General features: G+C 58.5%; 14 protein-coding genes. All 14 read right to left on the bottom strand.

Going from position 1 to position 17,522, the window contains the following annotated elements:
* Positions 1 to 425: 425 nt before the first annotated feature.
* The 14 genes from GT019_RS18675 to lonB all read right to left on the bottom strand — a co-directional run bounded on the left by GT019_RS18675 (position 426) and on the right by lonB (position 17,418).
* Positions 426 to 1,877 (bottom strand): LysM peptidoglycan-binding domain-containing protein, encoded by a 1,452-nt coding sequence (locus tag GT019_RS18675; RefSeq protein WP_161744697.1) that lies wholly within the window; start codon positions 1,875 to 1,877, stop codon positions 426 to 428.
* 190 nt (positions 1,878 to 2,067) lie between these two features.
* On the bottom strand, positions 2,068 to 3,057 hold the full coding sequence (locus tag GT019_RS18670) for an RluA family pseudouridine synthase (RefSeq protein WP_235948618.1): 990 nt from the start codon (positions 3,055 to 3,057) through the stop codon (positions 2,068 to 2,070).
* 38 nt (positions 3,058 to 3,095) lie between these two features.
* Positions 3,096 to 4,397: a glutamate-1-semialdehyde 2,1-aminomutase gene (gene hemL / locus GT019_RS31600; RefSeq protein ID WP_201755453.1), complete on the bottom strand. Its 1,302-nt coding sequence runs from the start codon at positions 4,395 to 4,397 to the stop codon at positions 3,096 to 3,098.
* Positions 4,398 to 4,460: 63 nt separating this feature from the next.
* Entirely contained in the window at positions 4,461 to 5,456 is a 996-nt protein-coding gene (gene hemB / locus GT019_RS18660) for a porphobilinogen synthase (RefSeq protein WP_161744694.1), read from the bottom strand.
* 18 nt (positions 5,457 to 5,474) lie between these two features.
* Positions 5,475 to 7,046, bottom strand: a complete 1,572-nt coding sequence (gene cobA / locus GT019_RS18655) for a uroporphyrinogen-III C-methyltransferase (protein ID WP_161744693.1) — start codon at positions 7,044 to 7,046, stop codon at positions 5,475 to 5,477.
* A complete protein-coding gene (hemC, locus tag GT019_RS18650; protein ID WP_161744692.1) occupies positions 7,043 to 8,002 on the bottom strand; it encodes a hydroxymethylbilane synthase in 960 nt (319 codons plus the stop codon). The genes cobA and hemC overlap by 4 nt, the downstream gene beginning before the upstream one ends.
* 3 nt (positions 8,003 to 8,005) lie before the next feature.
* Positions 8,006 to 8,683, bottom strand: a complete 678-nt coding sequence (locus GT019_RS18645) for a precorrin-2 dehydrogenase/sirohydrochlorin ferrochelatase family protein (protein WP_161744691.1) — start codon at positions 8,681 to 8,683, stop codon at positions 8,006 to 8,008.
* A 35-nt stretch (positions 8,684 to 8,718) separates the two neighbouring features.
* On the bottom strand, positions 8,719 to 9,537 hold the full coding sequence (gene ccsA, locus GT019_RS18640) for a cytochrome c biogenesis protein CcsA (protein WP_161744690.1): 819 nt from the start codon (positions 9,535 to 9,537) through the stop codon (positions 8,719 to 8,721).
* A gap of 27 nt (positions 9,538 to 9,564) precedes the next feature.
* Positions 9,565 to 10,950: a glutamyl-tRNA reductase gene (gene hemA, locus GT019_RS18635; protein WP_161744689.1), complete on the bottom strand. Its 1,386-nt coding sequence runs from the start codon at positions 10,948 to 10,950 to the stop codon at positions 9,565 to 9,567.
* 182 nt (positions 10,951 to 11,132) lie between these two features.
* Positions 11,133 to 11,531 carry an adenosylmethionine decarboxylase gene (gene speD / locus GT019_RS18630; RefSeq protein ID WP_161744688.1) on the bottom strand — a complete coding sequence of 133 codons (399 nt, stop codon included), beginning with the start codon at positions 11,529 to 11,531 and terminating at the stop codon, positions 11,133 to 11,135.
* Between the two features lie 333 nt (positions 11,532 to 11,864).
* Positions 11,865 to 12,524 carry a non-ribosomal peptide synthetase module gene (locus GT019_RS18625; protein WP_328803989.1) on the bottom strand — a complete coding sequence of 220 codons (660 nt, stop codon included), beginning with the start codon at positions 12,522 to 12,524 and terminating at the stop codon, positions 11,865 to 11,867.
* 98 nt (positions 12,525 to 12,622) lie between these two features.
* Positions 12,623 to 13,252, bottom strand: coding sequence for a ribosome biogenesis GTP-binding protein YihA/YsxC (gene yihA / locus GT019_RS18620; protein WP_161744687.1), 630 nt, complete (start codon positions 13,250 to 13,252; stop codon positions 12,623 to 12,625).
* An 18-nt stretch (positions 13,253 to 13,270) separates the two neighbouring features.
* Positions 13,271 to 15,625: an endopeptidase La gene (gene lon, locus GT019_RS18615; RefSeq protein ID WP_161744686.1), complete on the bottom strand. Its 2,355-nt coding sequence runs from the start codon at positions 15,623 to 15,625 to the stop codon at positions 13,271 to 13,273.
* 86 nt (positions 15,626 to 15,711) lie between these two features.
* Positions 15,712 to 17,418: an ATP-dependent protease LonB gene (gene lonB, locus GT019_RS18610; protein WP_161744685.1), complete on the bottom strand. Its 1,707-nt coding sequence runs from the start codon at positions 17,416 to 17,418 to the stop codon at positions 15,712 to 15,714.
* Between the last annotated feature and the right edge of the window lie 104 nt (positions 17,419 to 17,522).

Genomic DNA, 17,522 nt, shown 5'->3' with positions numbered 1-17,522 from the left:
CTAAATAATGAACGAAAAAAATAAACCTCTCGCCCTTATAGCAAAGGACGAAAGGTTCTGGCTTCCGCGGTACCACCTTTGTTCCGAAGCGGCAATCTGCGCCGGTTCGACAACTCATTGACAGATAACGGCTGCGGCCGGCCGCAACTACGCGAATTGCTTCGCTTCATTCCAGCGACTCCGGGGCGACCAGTCACAGTAAGTCCCTGCAGAACCTCTCAGCGCAACCGGTTCCGCTCTCTGAAGGTATTCCTGCCACTCTTCCCCATCAACGTCATTCAATTAAATTATTGCCCTATTTTTTCTATCATACACGTTCTTATTTGCAATCGTCAATCCCAATAAGCGTTCAACCGCGCGCCGCATCGAAAAAGCCTGCCGGGAGCCCTCCTTGGAGGACCTCCGGCAGGCTTGGCGCCGCCGTATCACGGAATGTACAATACTTGGCCTTCGCTTACGATCTGATCGCTCAGCCGGTTGTACAACGCGATCTCGCGCGCCTGCAGCTGGTACCGGCCGGCGATGACGTCGAGCGTCTCCTCGCGCTGCACGATGCAGAGCCGCACCTTGCGGAACGCATTTTCGTCGCTCGGACGGCCGTAGAACAGATTTTTCCATTCGATGTCGTCGCCGGTGGTTTTGCGGTTCTGTTCCGCTTCGCGTTCCGCATGCTGCTCGGCCGCCGCCTTGGCTTCCTGCTCGCGCCGGCTGGACTGCAGCAGAGACCTGAACGTGACGTTGCCCGCGCCTTGCTGCGCCGCCTCTTCTTCCGCGGGCTTGCCGGCGAGCGCGACGCGCAGCGGTTTAGGTTCCGCGTCCGATTCCGGAACGGACACCTCGCCGAACAAATCCGGCGCGATCGCCGCGGGTTGACCCGGCTGCTGGCGGATTTGCGGTTCGAACACCGGCTGCCCGAAGGAAGCCGGGTCCGGCTGCGCTTGTTCGGCAACGGGCGATTGTTCCCAAACCTGGGCTGCCTGCGCCTCTTGCTGGACGGGCTCCTCCGGCTGAGATGACGTCTGGCGCTCGATTTCCTCGAATGCAGCCGTCGGTTCCGCTTCTTGACGGACCGCCTGCGCGAACGCGGCTTCCTGCCGGGCAGCCTCTTGGCGCTCCGCTTCCTGGCGAGCCGATTCCGCGAACGCCGCTTCCTGCCGGGCAGCTTCCTGGCGTTCGGCTTCCTGACGCGCCGCTTCCTGCTGGGCGGAGACGAGCAGCTCCTGCTCCCTCGCTCTGGCCGCGCGGGATAACGCTTCGCGCGCTTCCTCGGCTTCCGTCTGAAAAGCCGCGTAGCGCTGCTCTTCCTGCTCCGCCGCCTCGCGCTGCAGGTCAGGCTGCCAGAACTGCGGCTGCTGCGCGAAGAACGGAGGCGCCTCTTGCGGCGCGAAGGACGAAGGAGGTTCCTGCGGCGCGAAAAACGGCGGGGCCGCCTGCCGCGGATCTTCGTCCTCCCTGCTGTGCACGACCGTATACGGCTCTTCCCTCGTCCATTCGCCCTGCGGGTTGGCCTGCTCGATCTCGATGCCGAACAACGACAGCACGCCCGTGATATTGAGCGTCCGCGTAGACAAGACGTCCACGTCGAAATTGTCGATCTCCACGGAAATGTCGTCCAGGCGATGAATGCGGTTCAGCGGCAGCGTAATTTCGACCGGTATCCAATGCTCCAGCGATTGCTCCGACAGCGGCTGTTCCTCCGACCGGTAGACGCCCGTAAGAAGCAGATGGCCCTTCAGCAGCACCTGCTCGTCTTGCTGAACGATGCCGATGCGGGGTATCAGCTCGATCTCGTCCAGCTCGTCGATAGCCGCCACTTCATCGGGCAAATGCACCCGTTCATAGATATCGAATCGCAAACCGTTTGACTGGCTTGGCACGCTAGTCGTCCTCCTTTCCCCTCTCAAAAGCTTGGTTGCAGCTTCTTCGAATACAAGAAAGCACGAGCATTCGCCCGCTTTGCTTATATTCCTATGGAATGAAACGAGCAGCGCCGACCAAGAGGCGTCAATCGTTTCATCTTGCCTATTTATCTATATGGCAAGGGGTGGGCAGGCATGACTACGATTTTCACAGGGAAGCATGACGGCGGCGCGCCTCGGCGAACCATGGCGGTTCCGGGGCTTCAAGCGTCATCGCCTTGCCGCTCCATGGATGCGCGAAAGCAATCCGTTCGCCGCGCAGCGCCTGGTGGCGCAAAACGCGGTCGCTGCCGCCGTATAAGGCGTCGCCGACGAGCGGATGGCCGAGATGGTTCATATGGACGCGGATTTGATGGGTTCTTCCCGTCTCCAGCCATAAGCGGATCAGCGATGCCTCCTTATAGCATTCGAGAACTTCGTAATGCGTGACCGCGGCATCTCCCTCTGCGGCTACCCTTCTTCTGGCGCGATGATGGCGGTCCTTGCCGATCGGCGCGTTCACGGTACCGCTCTTCCGCTTCGGCACGCCATGGACGATCGCGGCATACTGCCGGCCGACGGCTTTCTCCCGCATCGCCTCGTCCAGCCGCAGCTGCGCCAGCTCGTTGCGGGCGTACAGGACCGGACCGGCGGTATCGTCGTCCAGCCGGTGAATATGCTTGGCGGGCTGCTTCTCGCCGCGCCGCAGGCTGTCGCGGACCGCGGCCTCGTCCAACGTGCCCCGCTGTCCCGGCGCCGAAGGATGCACCGGCATTCCGGCGGGTTTGTTCATCACGAGACACCAATCATCGCCGAACAGCGTTTCGGCAGAGGACTCCCCGCCGGCCGCCCGCGCGTCCGGCAGCGCCTCCAGCCCCATGCGGTATGCCGCGTCCTTGCCCGGATCGCCGGGCAGGAACGTCCGCAGCAGGACGAGATCGCCTTCCATCCGGATGCCGCCGACCGAGAACAGCCGGTTCACCCATTTCTCCGGAAATAAACCAAGGGCCAGCAGCCATATCCGCAGCTGATGCGGATGGCTCCCGGCCTCGATCGGAGAAGGAAATTTGCCTGCGGTTCGAGCGAAATCGAGCAGCCGCGCCGAAGACAGCGTCAGCCATTCTTCGTTGCGCTCGTAGGGCAGCGCAAGATGATCCATGATCATTTCCACTCCTCTATCGCGATAATCCTGCCGTATTACAGTCGGCGAAGCGCTTCGTCATGCGCTTCGATCGTGAGATCGACCGCCGCCTCGTCGTGAATGCCCGATACGAACATGCCTTCGAACTGCGACGGCGCGATGCTGATGCCCAGATCGAGCATGGAGCCGAAATACGCTTTGAACCGCTCCAGATCGGCGGTTTTGGCCGTCTCGTAATTGATGACATGCGTCTCCGTGAAGAACGGGCAGACCATGGAGCCGACGCGGTTGATCGTGCTCGCGATGCCGTGCTTCGCCGCGTTCGCTTCGAATCCGCGCTGCAGGCGTACGGACATGCGTTCCATCTGCTCGTACGTCTCGGGCGTCAAAAGGCTTAGCGTCGTATAGCCCGCCGCCATGGCGAGCGGATTGCCGGACAGCGTGCCCGCTTGATAGATCGGACCGCTCGGCGCCATCATTTCCATGATCTCCCGCTTGCCGCCGTAAGCGCCGACCGGCAAGCCGCCGCCGATGACTTTCCCGAGGCAGGTGAGGTCCGGCGTGATGCCGTACAGCCCCTGCGCGCAGTGATAATGGACGCGGAATCCCGTCATGACCTCGTCGAAGATCAGCAGGCTGCCGTACTTCGTCGTGACGTCGCGCAACCCTTGAAGAAAACCGGGCAGCGGCGGCACGACGCCCATATTTCCGGCCACCGGCTCCACGATGATGCAGGCGATTTCCTCGCCGAAGCGCTCGAAAGCGAATTTGACGGCATCCAGATCGTTGTACGGAACGGTGATCGTATGCGATGCGACGCTATCCGGAACGCCCGGGCTGTCAGGCAACCCCAGCGTGGCGACGCCGGAGCCGGCTTTGATCAGCAGGCTGTCGGCATGGCCGTGATAGGAGCCTTCGAATTTCAAAATCTTGCTCCGCTTCGTATAGCCCCGCGCAAGACGCAGCGCGCTCATCGTCGCTTCCGTCCCGGAATTCACCATGCGGACCAGCTCGACGGAAGGCACGCGCTCGCAGACCAGCTCCGCCATCAGCGTCTCCAATTCCGTCGGCGCGCCGAAGCTCGTCCCTTTCTCGGCGGTTTTTTTCACCGCTTCGATGACTTGCCGGTGCGCGTGGCCCATAATCAGCGGTCCCCAGGAAGCGACGTAGTCGATATAGCTGTTGCCGTCGATATCGTACACGCGGCAGCCTTCGCCGCGCTCCATGTACACAGGGGTGAGTCCGACGGATTTAAACGCGCGAACCGGAGAATTGACGCCGCCCGGAATGACCGTTTTCGCTTTCGCGAAAGCCGCCTTGGAGCTTTCGTCCGACCGGGTGCGATTTTTTTCAATCATGGTTGACACCTGCCTGTCTTGAAATTATGGCCTGCCCGAGCGGTATCCCCGCTGACGAACGGATTATTCGCCTTTCAGCCAGCGTGCTGCATCCAACGCGTGATACGTGATGATCAAATCCGCGCCGGCGCGTTTCATGCCCGTCAGCGTCTCCAGCACGATCGCGCGTTCGTCGATCCAGCCGTTCGCCGCCGCGGCTTTCACCATGGAATATTCCGCGCTGACGTTATAAGCGACTAACGGAAGATCGTATTGCTCTTTCAACATGCGAATGATATCCATGTAGGCGAGAGCCGGCTTCACCATCAGCATGTCCGCGCCTTCGACCACGTCGGATTCCGCTTCGCGAAGCGCCTCGCGCGCGTTCGCCGGATCCATCTGGTACGTCTTGCGGTCGCCGAACTGCGGCGTGGAATCCGCGGCTTCGCGGAACGGGCCGTAGAAGGCCGAGGCGTATTTGACCGAATAGGACATGATCGGCACCATCTCGAAGCCCGCCGCGTCGAGTCCTTCGCGGATCGCGCCGACGAAGCCGTCCATCATGTTGGACGGGGCGATAATATCGGCGCCGGCCTGCGCTTGCGACACGGCCGTTTTCACCAGCACTTCGAGCGAGGCATCGTTATCGATCTCGGCATGGCCGGTACGGCGATCGTGATGAATCATGCCGCAGTGTCCGTGGTCGGTATAAGCGCACAGGCATGTATCCGCGATAACGAGCAGATCGGGCGCCCATTCCTTGACCGCGCGCGTTGCCTGCTGCACGATGCCGTTCTCTTCGAACGCCGACGTGCCGACCGCATCCTTGGAATCGGGCACGCCGAACAGCAGCACGGCTTTCACGCCGGACGCGACGACCGCCTCGATTTCAGCGCGCAACAAGTCAAGCGACAGGTGGTAGACGCCCGGCATCGACGAAATTTCTTCTTTCACGTTCGTGCCGTGCGTGACGAACAACGGATAAATAAAATCGTCCACGCTCAAGCGCGTTTCGCGGACCATGCTGCGCATAGCCGCGGTTCTGCGCAGCCTGCGGTGCCTCGTAAGTGGAAATGCCATGATTCAAACGCCTCCTATTTATTCGGTAGCATGCGCGATCCGGGACTCCGCGATGGCCGCGATGAGTCCGTCGATCGTCGCATGTTCGGGTTGTATCGTGACGGTCAGGCCGGCTTCGGCCGCCGTTTGGGCCGTTACCGGCCCGATGCAGGCGATGTCGACGTTCCGCAGCAGCTCGAGCGGCTGCTCGACGCCCATGCGCCGAAGCACCTCCAGCAGATTCGTAACCGTGGAAGAGCTGGCGAACGTGATGACATGCACGCTGCCCTCCCGCAGCTGCTCCAGCACCGCTTCGTCCTGATCCTGGGCGATGACCGTTTCATAAACGTCGATCTCGACGGGCAACAAGCCTCGGGCCTTCAGCTCGCGCGGCAGCACGTCCCGTGCCAGATCCCCCCTTGGCAGCAGCACGCGCATGCCGGGCTCCAGGCGGTCGGTCAAGCCGACCAACAGATCGTCCGCCTGAAACTTCACCGGAAGCGCGTCCACGATGACGCCGCGCTGCTCCAGCGCCTCCGCCGTCCTTGGGCCGACCGCGGCGATGCGGGCGCGGTGGAATTGGCGGATGTCGACGCGCAGCTTCTTGAGCCGGTCGAAGAAATAATCCACGCCGTTCACGCTCGTGAACATGATCCAATCGTACCCGTCCGCATCCGCAAGCGCGGCATCCGCCTGAGCGATCGCGGTCGGCTCGGAGATCGGTCTCGTTGCGATGACCGGGAATTCGCAAGCTTCCCCGCCGAGCTCTTCGATCCGGTCGCACAGATCGCTGCTTTGCGATCTGGCTCTGGTCACGAGCACGCGCGTGCCGAATAGCGGCTTCCGTTCGTACCAGTTCAGCTTCTCGCGCTGGAGCACGACATCGCCGACGACGATGACCGCCGGCGGTTTGAAATTCGCCGCATTCACGATCGCTTCGATCGTTTCGAGCGTTCCCGTCACGGTTCGCTGTTCGACGCGGGTCCCCCAGCGAACAAGCGCGACGGGCGTAGTGGCCGGCTTGCCGTTCTTGATGAGCTGTTCGGCGATATAGCCGATTTTGGCGACGCCCATCAGAAATACGAGCGTGCCGGTAGCCAGCGTTACTTTATCCCAATGGATGGAATGATCGAGCTTGTCCGGGCTCTCATGGCCGGTAATGATCGATAGAGATGATGCCAAGTCCCGATGGGTAACGGGAATGCCCGCATACGCCGGCACGGCGATCGCGGACGTGATCCCCGGCACGATATCGAATTCGATCTCGTGCTGCCGAAGCAGCTCCGCTTCCTCGCCCACGCGTCCGAAGATCGTGGGATCGCCGCCTTTGAGACGGGTCACGATTTTTCCTTGAATCGCCAAATCGACGAGCAATTGGTTGATGTCCTCCTGCTTCATCGTATGGCGGTCGGGCAGCTTGCCCACGTAAATCTTCTCCGCGTCCGGCTTCAAATAGCGAAGCAGCCTCGGGCTGGCCAACCTGTCGTAGACAATGACGTCGCAGGCGCGGATGCATTCCATGCCGCGAATCGTAATCAGCTTCGGATCGCCCGGGCCCGCGCCGACCAGATAGACTTTCCCTTTGCTTTTCCCCGTCAGCAAATCGATCATCCTCTCACGTCCGCCAAGATGCGGTCCGCTCCTTTGCGCTTCAGCAATTCCGCGACTTCGAGTCCAAGCGCTTCCGCGTCCTGTCCCCGAGCCGATTCCTTCAGCAGCACGGCGCCGTCCGGCGATCCGACGATTCCCGTAAGCTCGAGCTGCCCCGCTCCTTCGCCCTCCAGGATGCGGGCATGGGCGCCGATCGGAATTTGGCAGCCGCCGTTCAAGGCGCCAAGAAAGCTGCGTTCCGCGGCGACCGCGAGCGCCGTCGTCTCGTCGTTCAGAAGCGACAATAAATGACGGACATCGCTATCGTTCTCGCGGCATTCGATGCCGAGCGCGCCTTGGCCGACGGCCGGCACGCAAAGCTCCTCGGACAAGAAAGACGATATTTTCGATTCCCAGCCCATCCGCTGCAATCCGGCAGTCGCCAAGACGATGGCATCAAAACCTTCGCTATCCAGCTTCTTGATGCGGGAATCGATGTTGCCCCGAACCGACTCGATCCGCAGATCGGGCCGCGCATGCATAAGCTGACTGGAACGGCGAAGACTGCTCGTGCCGACCTTCGCTCCCTGCGGCAAGTCCTCGAAAGAAACGCCGCTCGCAGAGATCAAGCAGTCGCGCGGATCCACGCGCTTCGGCACCGCGCCGTTGATCAGGCCATCCGGCAGCTCGTACGGCATATCCTTCATGCTGTGAACCGCAAGATCGATTTCGCCGTCGAACAGCGCCTGCTCGATTTCTTTGACGAATAGCCCTTTGCCGCCTACTTTGGACAATGTCACATCAAGGATTCGGTCGCCCTTCGTCACGATTTTGCGGACTTCGAATTCATACGGCAAGCCATGCTCGGCGCTCAGCGCCTTCAATTGGTCGATGACTTGTCCGGTCTGCGTCACCGCCAGCGCGCTCTGTCTCGTTCCGACGACGATCACTCTACGTCCATCCACGATATATGACATGCTTCAACGTCCCCTCTCGGCCGCTTCCAGCAGCCTGATCATCCAATGTTGTATTTCGAGCTCGTCCGGAACCTGTTTCCCGGCATTTCCAAAATCATCCCATGTCTCCCGATTCGGCAATTCTTCGGCCGCAAGCCGCAATACGGAGGCGCGGAGACCCGGGTCTCCCACCTTCGCCAGCACCCGCTTGCGCAGCGCATGGAGCCGGTCGACGAATCGTTCGTAAGCCGGCCCGTACTCCCCGTCAAGCTTCCGCTTCAACAAAGCCGTCAATGCGGGACTCGCTCCCCCCGTCGTCAAAGCGATGACGAGCTCTCCACGCCGCACGACGGAAGGCGTAATAAAGCTTCCCCGGTCGCCAAGATCGGCCGTGTTGACCAATATCCCGCGGCTTTCCGCGTATTCCGCCAGCCGAGCATTCAACGCGCGGTCGTCCGAAGCCGCGATCAGGAGAAAAGCACCCTCCGCGTCACTATCTCTGTATTCCCTGCGCCGTAACGCGATAGACCCGGCGGCGGCCAGTTTCTCGAGCTGGGCCGTCGCCCGTGGAGCCACGACGATCAACGCGCCGGCGCCGCCGTCCAGCAGTCCGAGCGTTTTGCGTTCCGCGACCGGACCGCCTCCGACGACGACGCATCGTTTGCCGGACAGATTCACCATCATCGGATAATACGCCGACATCGCCGTTCCTCCCCCGCGAATGCTTGCGCGCTGCGTTACGACCAGCCGTGAAAGGTGGAAGCCTGATTGGCGAGTACGTTCAAGAGCAGCACGGCGTAACTGACGAGATTAAACCGCGCGAACTTCAAGCCCGCGCCGTCAAACCACTGATGCTTCATGACATTCCAGATATACAGGCCGAGCGCGATGAACGAAGTCAGCACTTTCCAATCCAGCAGCAAGCCGTACCGTCCTTCGATCAGGATCGACGTGACCGCGACAGCCAGCGACAGCATCAAGAGCGGCGTCCCTACGAGCGAGACGCGAAACATAAAGCGGTCCGCGACGTCCAAGCTCGGCAGCCGCTGCATGCGTTTGGTCCACTGCTTGCCTTTCAAGCGCGCGAACAAGAACAGGTACATCCCCGAGAAAATCGCGCTGAACGTGAAAGCCGTGTAGGCCAAAATCATAAGGATGATGTGCACGATCAGCATGTCGTGGGCAAGCTCCCAGCGCGCGAGCGACGTGCCCGACCCGATCCGGAACAAATTGACCGTTAGTACCGCGAATCCGATTACATTCACGAAAAACACAATAAATTCCATTCGAAAGAAACGGCTCATCGCGAGCGACACCGTGACAAGCAGCCATGAAAAGACGAGCAAATATTCGAACAACGTCATGAGCGTCATGTCCAAATGGGAGATGATCCGATGAACGAGAAAGCCCGTCTGCAGCACCCAGACGAAAATAAGCAGCCCTGTCCCCGCTTGTTTCGCTTGCCGGTTTCGATCGACGAAATCCGAGAAGTAAAACAGGAGGCTCAGGGCATAGACATACAGTATTCCATCATAAAACCAATTATGAGTAACCATAAGCGCCTCCGCAAACCGTTGGCCGAATTAGGTCAATATCGCCCGTGCCGCGCCTTTGCCAAGCTTAGGCATGACTTCTGCCGGCGAAGCCGCTTCCGGCCGCTGGAGCGGTTTCGCGGTTTCCGCCTTCTTCTCCGCCCGCTCGACTTCGTCCTCCAGCGCGAACAGCTTGACGAACATGTCCATCGCTTGGTCGGCGTGCTTCTCTCCGGCCATTTCCTTGATCCGCAAGATCGGATCGTGCATCATCTGATTGACGATGCTTTTCGTGAGCTTATGAATGATCTTGAGCTCGCGGTCGCTTAAATCCGGCAGCTTTTTGGACAGGCTCCCCATCGTTTCCGCATGGATGTCGGCCCCTTTCGTTTGCAGGGCTTGAATGAGCGGCGCCACGCCGAGCGTCTTGTACCATTGGCGGAAAGCTTCCAGCTCCGCGACGATGAAGGTTTCGATCTTCGCCGCTTCCTGGCGGCGCTGTTCCATGTTGCTTTCGACGATCCCCTCGAGATCGTCGATATCGTACAAAAATACGTTTTGCACCGAAGCGATCGCCGGATCGAGATCTCGCGGCACCGCGATATCGATCATGAAGAGCGGACGGGACTTCCGTTTGCGCATGGCCGCTTCGACTTGTTCGCGCACGAGTACGAAGCCCTCCGATCCCGTCGAGCTGATCACGATATCCGTCTCGTGCAGACGCGCGATCGCGTCCGACATGTTGAGCGGCGTGCCGTTGAATTTATCCGCGAGCTGTACCGCCCTGTCATAAGTGCGATTCACGACATACACGCGCTCGACCCCGCTGGAATATAGATGCTTCGCCGTCAGCTCGCTCATCTTGCCCGCGCCGACGATCATGACCGTCTTGCCGCCGAATTGGCCGAAAATCCGCTTGCCGAGCTCGACGGCCGCATAGCTGACCGATACCGCCGCTTCGCCGACCGCCGTATCGGAGTGGGCTTTCTTCGCGAGCGTCACCGCTTGCTTGAAGATGGAATTGAAGAGGGTACCGGTCGTCTTCTCTTCTTGCGCCAACAAGAACGCATCCTTCACCTGTCCAAGAATTTGCGTCTCGCCGATCACCATGGAATCCAATCCGCAAGTGACGCGGAACAGATGCTCGATCGCGCGCTCGTCCTCGTACATATATAGATCCGAGGTAAACTGCTCCCTCGGCGTTCCGAACCATTTCTCCATGAAGCTGCGAATGTAATGACCGCACAAATGCGGACGATCGACGACTGCATATAGTTCCGTGCGGTTACAGGTCGCGACGATGACACATTCCATGATGCTTTTCGTTTGCTTCAACTGCTTCAAAGCCTCAGGCATATCGCGGTCCGCGAACGTAAACCGTTCTCTGACCTCGACAGGAGCTGTCCGATAATTCAGTCCGACAACTATAATGTGCATGTGCGTTCACCTGCCCTTCTTCTTGATCATTTTCATCACTTAGTATAGCACAGTTCGACAAGCCATACCCCTGCAATTATGAAAATTGTTTGAAATCCCGTCACGCGTTTTCAGGCGATTTTCAGGCATACAAAAAGACCGCGAATCGCTTCGCGGCCTTCCAATTCTCTTATTAAAAAATGTTACACAAGCTCGGCTTGCTTCATATCCGGTTCAACGACTTGCAGTTCTCCCATGCCGCGAACAAGCTTCTTAGCATGTGTCATTTTCGGTTTCAATACCGACATCATGTAGTCGATCGCCAGCTGCGGATCCACGGTTTCGCCACAGGTATAACAATCAAGAGCAGCAAAACCTCTCTCAGGATACGTGTGAATGGAAAGATGACTTTCCGACAGCAATACGAGCACGGTCGCGCCTTGTGGTTCAAATTGTTTGGCTTGCACTGAGAGTACGGTAGCGCCGCATGCTTCAGCCGCCTCTACCATTTGGGCTTGTAAAAATTCCGCGTTGTTGAGCAGGTCAAAATCCACACCCCAAGTATCAACAGCAACGTGTCTTCCGAAAGTCGAGTATTCCATCTTTCGGTTCCCCCTTCCTAGGAATAAAATGTTTAGTAATTTCATCCGCTAGGACCTACGTCATTCACTGCCCGAGGGACTTTCCTCTCGCAACATTACCATGTCCTGAGTGAATCCTGGTTCCTAATATTCATTGCAACGAAAATAAAAATACCATCTATCGCCGAGAAATGCAATAGTTTTTTTTAGGCGGAATCGCTCGGAGAACATGACGGAAACTCCAATTATAAACGTATGTAGCCCCAGGCTATTCTGTGTTCGTCCCATCGGGCGGAAACAATAAAAAAAAGCCGCAAGCATGCGGCTTTTCCACAATGGTTCAAGCGAGCCCGATCATGCCTCCAGCATGAACAGCTGCTTGGTATAAGTAGCTAAGCGCCGATCGATAATCGCGATTTGTTCCCGGTCGCTGCACTGATTGCGCAAATCAAGCAGCTGATCGATCGCACCTTGTGCGATTTTGATTTCATTCTCGATGTCCATGACCCGGAAAGCCGCTTCCAGCTGACCGATCGTGTCCTTGAACTCGAAGATCACTCTCGCTTCATTGTTTTTGTGTTCAACAATTTTGCGAACGTTGCCTTGCACGTAGTGGTACGTCATCGTATAGTTCGGATAAATGCGATTGACGACTGCGTCGCCCCGGAAAGCCGCTACGGCTTTGCGCATGGCATTCGTCAGCTTGGGATGCATGATGCGGCAGGAAAGCAAACTAACAAACTGATCTTGCTGACGCTCGAAAGTTAAGCGGACCTCTTCTCGTCCTGCGTCGTCCTCGAGAACCATCTCGTGATTGCCGTTATCCAGCACCCGCACTTGCAGCTTGACGTGCTGGTCTTCGAAAAACCGGACAAATCCCGCCATCTCTTCAGCCGTTAATTGCAGAGAAGCATTGACATACTCCGTGGCTATCCGCTGAGCCATAAAAATCTCCTCAATTCTATAAAGTAACGCGTTTGTAAATCCACTGCTACGTATATTATACCCGATCAAGGACTTTTATTCCTGCCGCCCAGCCGCGATATTCTCGCATATTTCTGAATAATTAAGGAGATTTTACAATGAGTCCGCGCTTTTGTGCGTTATCCTCGTTATTCGATCGAAACTTCTTCGGTTTCTGCCGCTTCTTCGTTACTTTCTTCGATGGCCTCGTTGATGACCGCCCATAGCTCGTCGCGGCCGAGTCCGGTCTCCGAAGAGAACAGCACATGCCGGTCGGCGGGGTGGAAACCGAGCGCCTGCTTGATCATTTTGACCTGCTTGGGCCACTGGCTCTTCGGAATCTTATCGGCTTTCGTCGTGACGACGCATACCGGAATCTCGTAATGCTTCAGCCAGTCATACATCAGTATGTCGTCCTTGGAAGGCTCATGCCGGATATCGATGATATGCAGCACCATCTTGAGCGGCTCCCGATCGCCGAGGAAGGTCTCGATCATCGTGCCGAACTGCTGGCGCTGCACTTTGGACACCTTCGCATAGCCGTACCCTGGAAAATCGACCAGATACACACGTTCGTTCACGCGATAATAGTTCAGCTGCTGCGTCTTGCCCGGCTGCGAGCTGGTGCGCGCCAAACCCTTGCGCATGATCATGCGGTTGATCAGCGAGGATTTCCCGACATTGGAACGCCCTGCCAGAGCAAACTCTGGCAAGGCATCGTCAGAGTACTGATCCGGCCTTACGGCGCTGATGACAAATTCCACGTTCGTAATTTTCACGTCGTTGCTACCTGCTTTCTAATGCGTTTGTACCGGCGCATGCGCCTCCGTGACGGCGAGCGCGTGCTGCAGCACCTCATCCATCGTGCCGACTGGCACGAACTCCATGTCGGCTTTCACGCTGTCCGGAATATCCCGGAGATCGCGCTCGTTCTCCTTCGGCAGAAGGACTTTCTTGATGCCGGCGCGGTGCGCGGCGAGCGATTTTTCTTTCAGGCCGCCGATCGGCAGCACCCGTCCCCGAAGCGTGATTTCGCCGGTCATCGCCACTTCCTTGTTGACGTAACGATTGGTGAGCGCCGAGATCAGCGCGGTCGCCATCGTGATGCCGGCCGAAGGACCGTCCTTCGGAATGGCGCCTTCGGGAATATGGATATGAATGTCGTTCTTCTCATGGAATTGCGGATCGATGCCGAGCTCGTTCGCCCGGGAGCGCGTATAACTGAACGCGGCTTGCGCCGATTCCTTCATGACGTCGCCCAGCTTGCCGGTCAGGGTCAGCTTGCCGCTGCCCGGCAGCACCGTGACTTCGATGACCAGCGTATCGCCGCCCACTTCCGTCCAGGCCAGCCCGGTCACGGCGCCGACTTGGTTCTCGATTTCGGCCGTACCGTAGCGGAATTTCGCCGGTCCGAGCCATTCCTTTACTTTCGCCGAATCGACCTCGATCGCTTGCGAATCGCCATCGCTCACGATCGCTCTCGCGGCTTTGCGGCAGATCGCCGCGATTTGCTGCTCAAGGTTGCGGACGCCGGACTCGCGGGTATATTCGCGGACGACCTGCAGCAGGCTGCTTTCGCCCATCACCATCTGCTCATCGGTGAGACCGTGTTCTTTCTTCTGCTTCGGCAGCAGGTAACGCGAGGCGATCTGGAGCTTCTCGAGCTCCGTGTAGCCCGGGATATACAACACTTCCATCCGGTCGAGCAGCGGCCGTGGAATGTTATGGATCGCGTTCGCGGTCGTAACGAACATGACTTTAGAGAGATCAAACGGCACTTCGATAAAGTGATCGCTGAACGTGTTGTTCTGCTCCGGATCCAATACCTCCAGCAGCGCGGATGCCGGATCGCCGCGGAAGTCCATCGCCATCTTGTCGATCTCGTCGAGCAGGAATACGGGATTGAGCGAGCCGGCCGTCTTCATGCCTTGAATGATCCGGCCCGGCATGGCGCCGACGTACGTCCGGCGATGACCGCGGATCTCCGCTTCGTCGCGCACGCCGCCGAGCGAGATGCGGACGAATTGGCGGCCGAGCGATTTGGCGATCGAACGGGCCATGGACGTTTTGCCGACGCCCGGAGGACCGACGAGACAGAGAATCGGCCCTTTCAGCTTCTTCACGAGCTGTTGGACGGCCAGGTATTCCAATACCCGCTCCTTCGGCTTCTCCAGCCCGTAATGATCTTCGTTCAAAACGCTCTCGGCTTTGTTGACGTCCAGATCGTCCTCGGTTTGCTTGCTCCAAGGCAGGGATAGTAACCAATCGATATAATTGCGGATGACGCCGCCTTCGGCCGACGTGGAAGGCATCTTCTCCAGCCTGTCGATTTCCTTCTCGACCTTCTCCCTGACCTTCTCCGGAATGCCGGATTCGGCCATCTGGGTGCGGAGCTCCTCCACCTCGCCTGCTCGTCCTTCTTTCTCCCCGAGCTCCTTTTGAATGGCTTTCATTTGCTCGCGCAGATAGTATTCCTTCTGGGTCTTCTCCATCTGCTTCTTGACGCGCTGGCTGATCTTGCGTTCCAGCTCAAGCACTTCGCGCTCGTTGTTCAGGATATCGAGCAGCCGCTCCAGACGCTCCCGCACGTCGATCGTCTCCAGGATATCCTGCTTATCCTTGATCTTGAGCGAGAGATGGCTCGAGATCACGTCGGCGAGCCTGCCGGGCTCGTCGATATCGGATACCGCCGCGAGCGTCTCCGGCGTCACTTTCTTCGACAAATTGATATAATGCTCGAATTGATTGAGCACCGTGCGCATCAACGCGTCGATTTCGGGGTCCGTCGTCTCGGACTCCGGAAGTTCCTTGATGGATACTTCGTAGAAGTCGTCGTTCGGCAAATAATCGACGATCTCGGCGCGAACGACGCCCTCTACCAGCACCCGGATCGTGCCGTTCGGCAATTTCAGCATCTGCCTGACTCTCGCCACCGTGCCGACGCGGTAAATATCTTCCTGCGACGGCTCCTCGATGTTCACTTCCGACTGCGAGCAAAGCAAGATCATATGATCGTCCAGCATCGCGCGATCCAGCGCCCGCACGGACTTATCTCTGCCAACGTCCAAATGCAGCACCATGCTTGGATATACAAGAAGCCCCCGTAAGGGCAGCAGGGGCAATCGACGACCTTTCCATTTAGCAGGTCCCATTCCAGCACCTCCGTCGTTGAAGTTCACGTTCACCCTATCGTGACCGAAAACCTCGGCCTTAAGTCTTAAAGCCTTTCTCCATTTTATCACTCAACGGAATCAGCCTGCAAATAGGGCAAGCCCGTCGCGATAAAAACGTCGGCCGGTTGGACCGGAGTCGCCGCCGGAGCGTCCATGTATTCCGCCCCGAAGACATGGCGGAACACTTCCTCGACGTGATCGACCGGAATGACGCGCACGCCTTGCAGATCGGCGAATATCGCCTGCCAGTTCTCGCGCGGAATGATGACGGTATCGGCTCCCGCCTGGAATGCCGCTTCCACCTTGGCCAGCACGCCGCCGACGGGCTTCACGTTTCCGTGAATGCCCACTTCGCCCGTCATGGCGAGCTTGTGGTTGATCGGCTCTCCCTTGATCGCGGAAGCGATCGCCGTCGCCATCGCGATGCCCGCGGAAGGACCGTCGATCGGCGTGCCGCCCGGGAAGTTGATGTGCAAATCGTAGTTTTCCGGCTTCATGCCCATCCGGCGCAACACGGTAAGCACGTTCTCGATGGAGCCCTTCGCCATGCTTTTGCGCCGGAGCGTGCGGCTGCTCCCGCCGCCGAGCTCCTCCTCGTCGACGACCCCGGTGATGGTGTAGACGCCTTTCCCCGGACGCGCGCCGATCGCGCTCACTTCGATTTCGAGCAGCGTGCCCATATTAGGTCCATACACGGCCAGGCCGTTTACGAAACCGACCTGGGGCGCTGCCGGCACCTTGCGGTCCGGACGGGGCGGAATTTGGCTGCTGTTGACCACCCACTCCACGTCGGAGGCGGTGATGAATTCGCGTTTCTCCGATAGAGCCAGGCCGGCGGCAAGTTGAATGACATTGACCGCTTCGCGGCCGTTCGTGGCGTAGCGCGTGACGACGTCGATCGCTTCCTGCGACGGCGGCAGACCGATTTTCTTGAGCGCGTTGACGGCGATCTGCGAAATCTCGTCCGGCAGCAGCGGACGGAAATAAATCTCCATGCAGCGCGAACGCAGCGCCGGAGGCAGTTCTTGCGGCGACCGCGTCGTCGCGCCTACAAGCCTGAAATCCGCAGGAAGCCCGTTTTGAAAAATATCGTGTATATACATCGGAATGTTGTTGTCTTCCGAATTGTAGTACGCGCTCTCCAGGTACACCTTGCGGTCTTCCAGCACTTTTAACAATTTATTCATCTGGATGGGATGCAATTCGCCGATCTCGTCAATAAACAGCATGCCCCCGTGCGCTTTGGTGACGGCACCGGGCTTCGGCTGCGGTATGCCCGCGACGCCCATGGCGCCCGCGCCCTGATAAATCGGGTCGTGAACGGAACCGATGAGCGGATCCGCGATGCCGCGCTCGTCGAAACGGGCGGTCGTCGCATCGATCTCGGTGAACTTGGCATCGGCCAAAAACGGGGAAGTCGGGTTCTTCTTCGCTTCTTCCAGCACGACGCGGGCAGCGGCCGTCTTTCCTACGCCCGGCGGGCCGTATATGATGACATGCTGCGGATTGGCGCTGCACAGCGCCGCTTTCAGCGCGCGGAGGCCGTCGCGTTGGCCGACGATGTCGTTGATCGTCTGCGGGCGCGTTTTCTCGGACAGCGGCTTCGTCAGCGAGACGGAGCGCAGCTTGCGCAGCTTATCCATTTCTTTGCGGGACTCGCGGTCGACGGCAGTCCGGTTCGTCTTCTGGTTGCGCAGCAAATTCCAAAAATACAACCCGATCACGATCGCGAAGAACACTTGAATGAACATCAGAATCACACTTAAACTCATTTTGCGACACTCCTCTCGTCACAGAAAGGACAGCTCGGGCCATTCTTCCCGTACAAAAAAATCCGGCCTTTACAGGGCGTATACTGTTCAGTATTGCCCCCGGC

The organism is Paenibacillus glycinis, assembly GCF_009909185.1.
Taxonomy (GTDB): Bacteria; Bacillota; Bacilli; order Paenibacillales; family Paenibacillaceae; genus Paenibacillus_Z; species Paenibacillus_Z glycinis.
Note: the sequence above shows the minus strand (reverse complement) of the source record. Positions and strands in the feature narration are given on the sequence as shown.

What these genes read in the sequence shown, in the direction of transcription:
- hemB (WP_161744694.1), bottom strand. Translation starts at nt 5,456, where the DNA reads ATGGCATTTCCACTTACGAGGCACCGCAGGCTGCGCAGAACCGCGGCT.
- hemA (WP_161744689.1), bottom strand. Translation starts at nt 10,950, where the DNA reads ATGCACATTATAGTTGTCGGACTGAATTATCGGACAGCTCCTGTCGAG.
- GT019_RS18670 (WP_235948618.1), bottom strand. Translation starts at nt 3,057, where the DNA reads ATGGATCATCTTGCGCTGCCCTACGAGCGCAACGAAGAATGGCTGACG.
- cobA (WP_161744693.1), bottom strand. Translation starts at nt 7,046, where the DNA reads ATGATCGATTTGCTGACGGGGAAAAGCAAAGGGAAAGTCTATCTGGTC.
- hemC (WP_161744692.1), bottom strand. Translation starts at nt 8,002, where the DNA reads ATGTCATATATCGTGGATGGACGTAGAGTGATCGTCGTCGGAACGAGA.
- GT019_RS18645 (WP_161744691.1), bottom strand. Translation starts at nt 8,683, where the DNA reads ATGTCGGCGTATTATCCGATGATGGTGAATCTGTCCGGCAAACGATGC.
- speD (WP_161744688.1), bottom strand. Translation starts at nt 11,531, where the DNA reads ATGGAATACTCGACTTTCGGAAGACACGTTGCTGTTGATACTTGGGGT.
- hemL (WP_201755453.1), bottom strand. Translation starts at nt 4,397, where the DNA reads ATGATTGAAAAAAATCGCACCCGGTCGGACGAAAGCTCCAAGGCGGCT.
- lonB (WP_161744685.1), bottom strand. Translation starts at nt 17,418, where the DNA reads ATGAGTTTAAGTGTGATTCTGATGTTCATTCAAGTGTTCTTCGCGATC.
- ccsA (WP_161744690.1), bottom strand. Translation starts at nt 9,537, where the DNA reads ATGGTTACTCATAATTGGTTTTATGATGGAATACTGTATGTCTATGCC.
- lon (WP_161744686.1), bottom strand. Translation starts at nt 15,625, where the DNA reads ATGGGACCTGCTAAATGGAAAGGTCGTCGATTGCCCCTGCTGCCCTTA.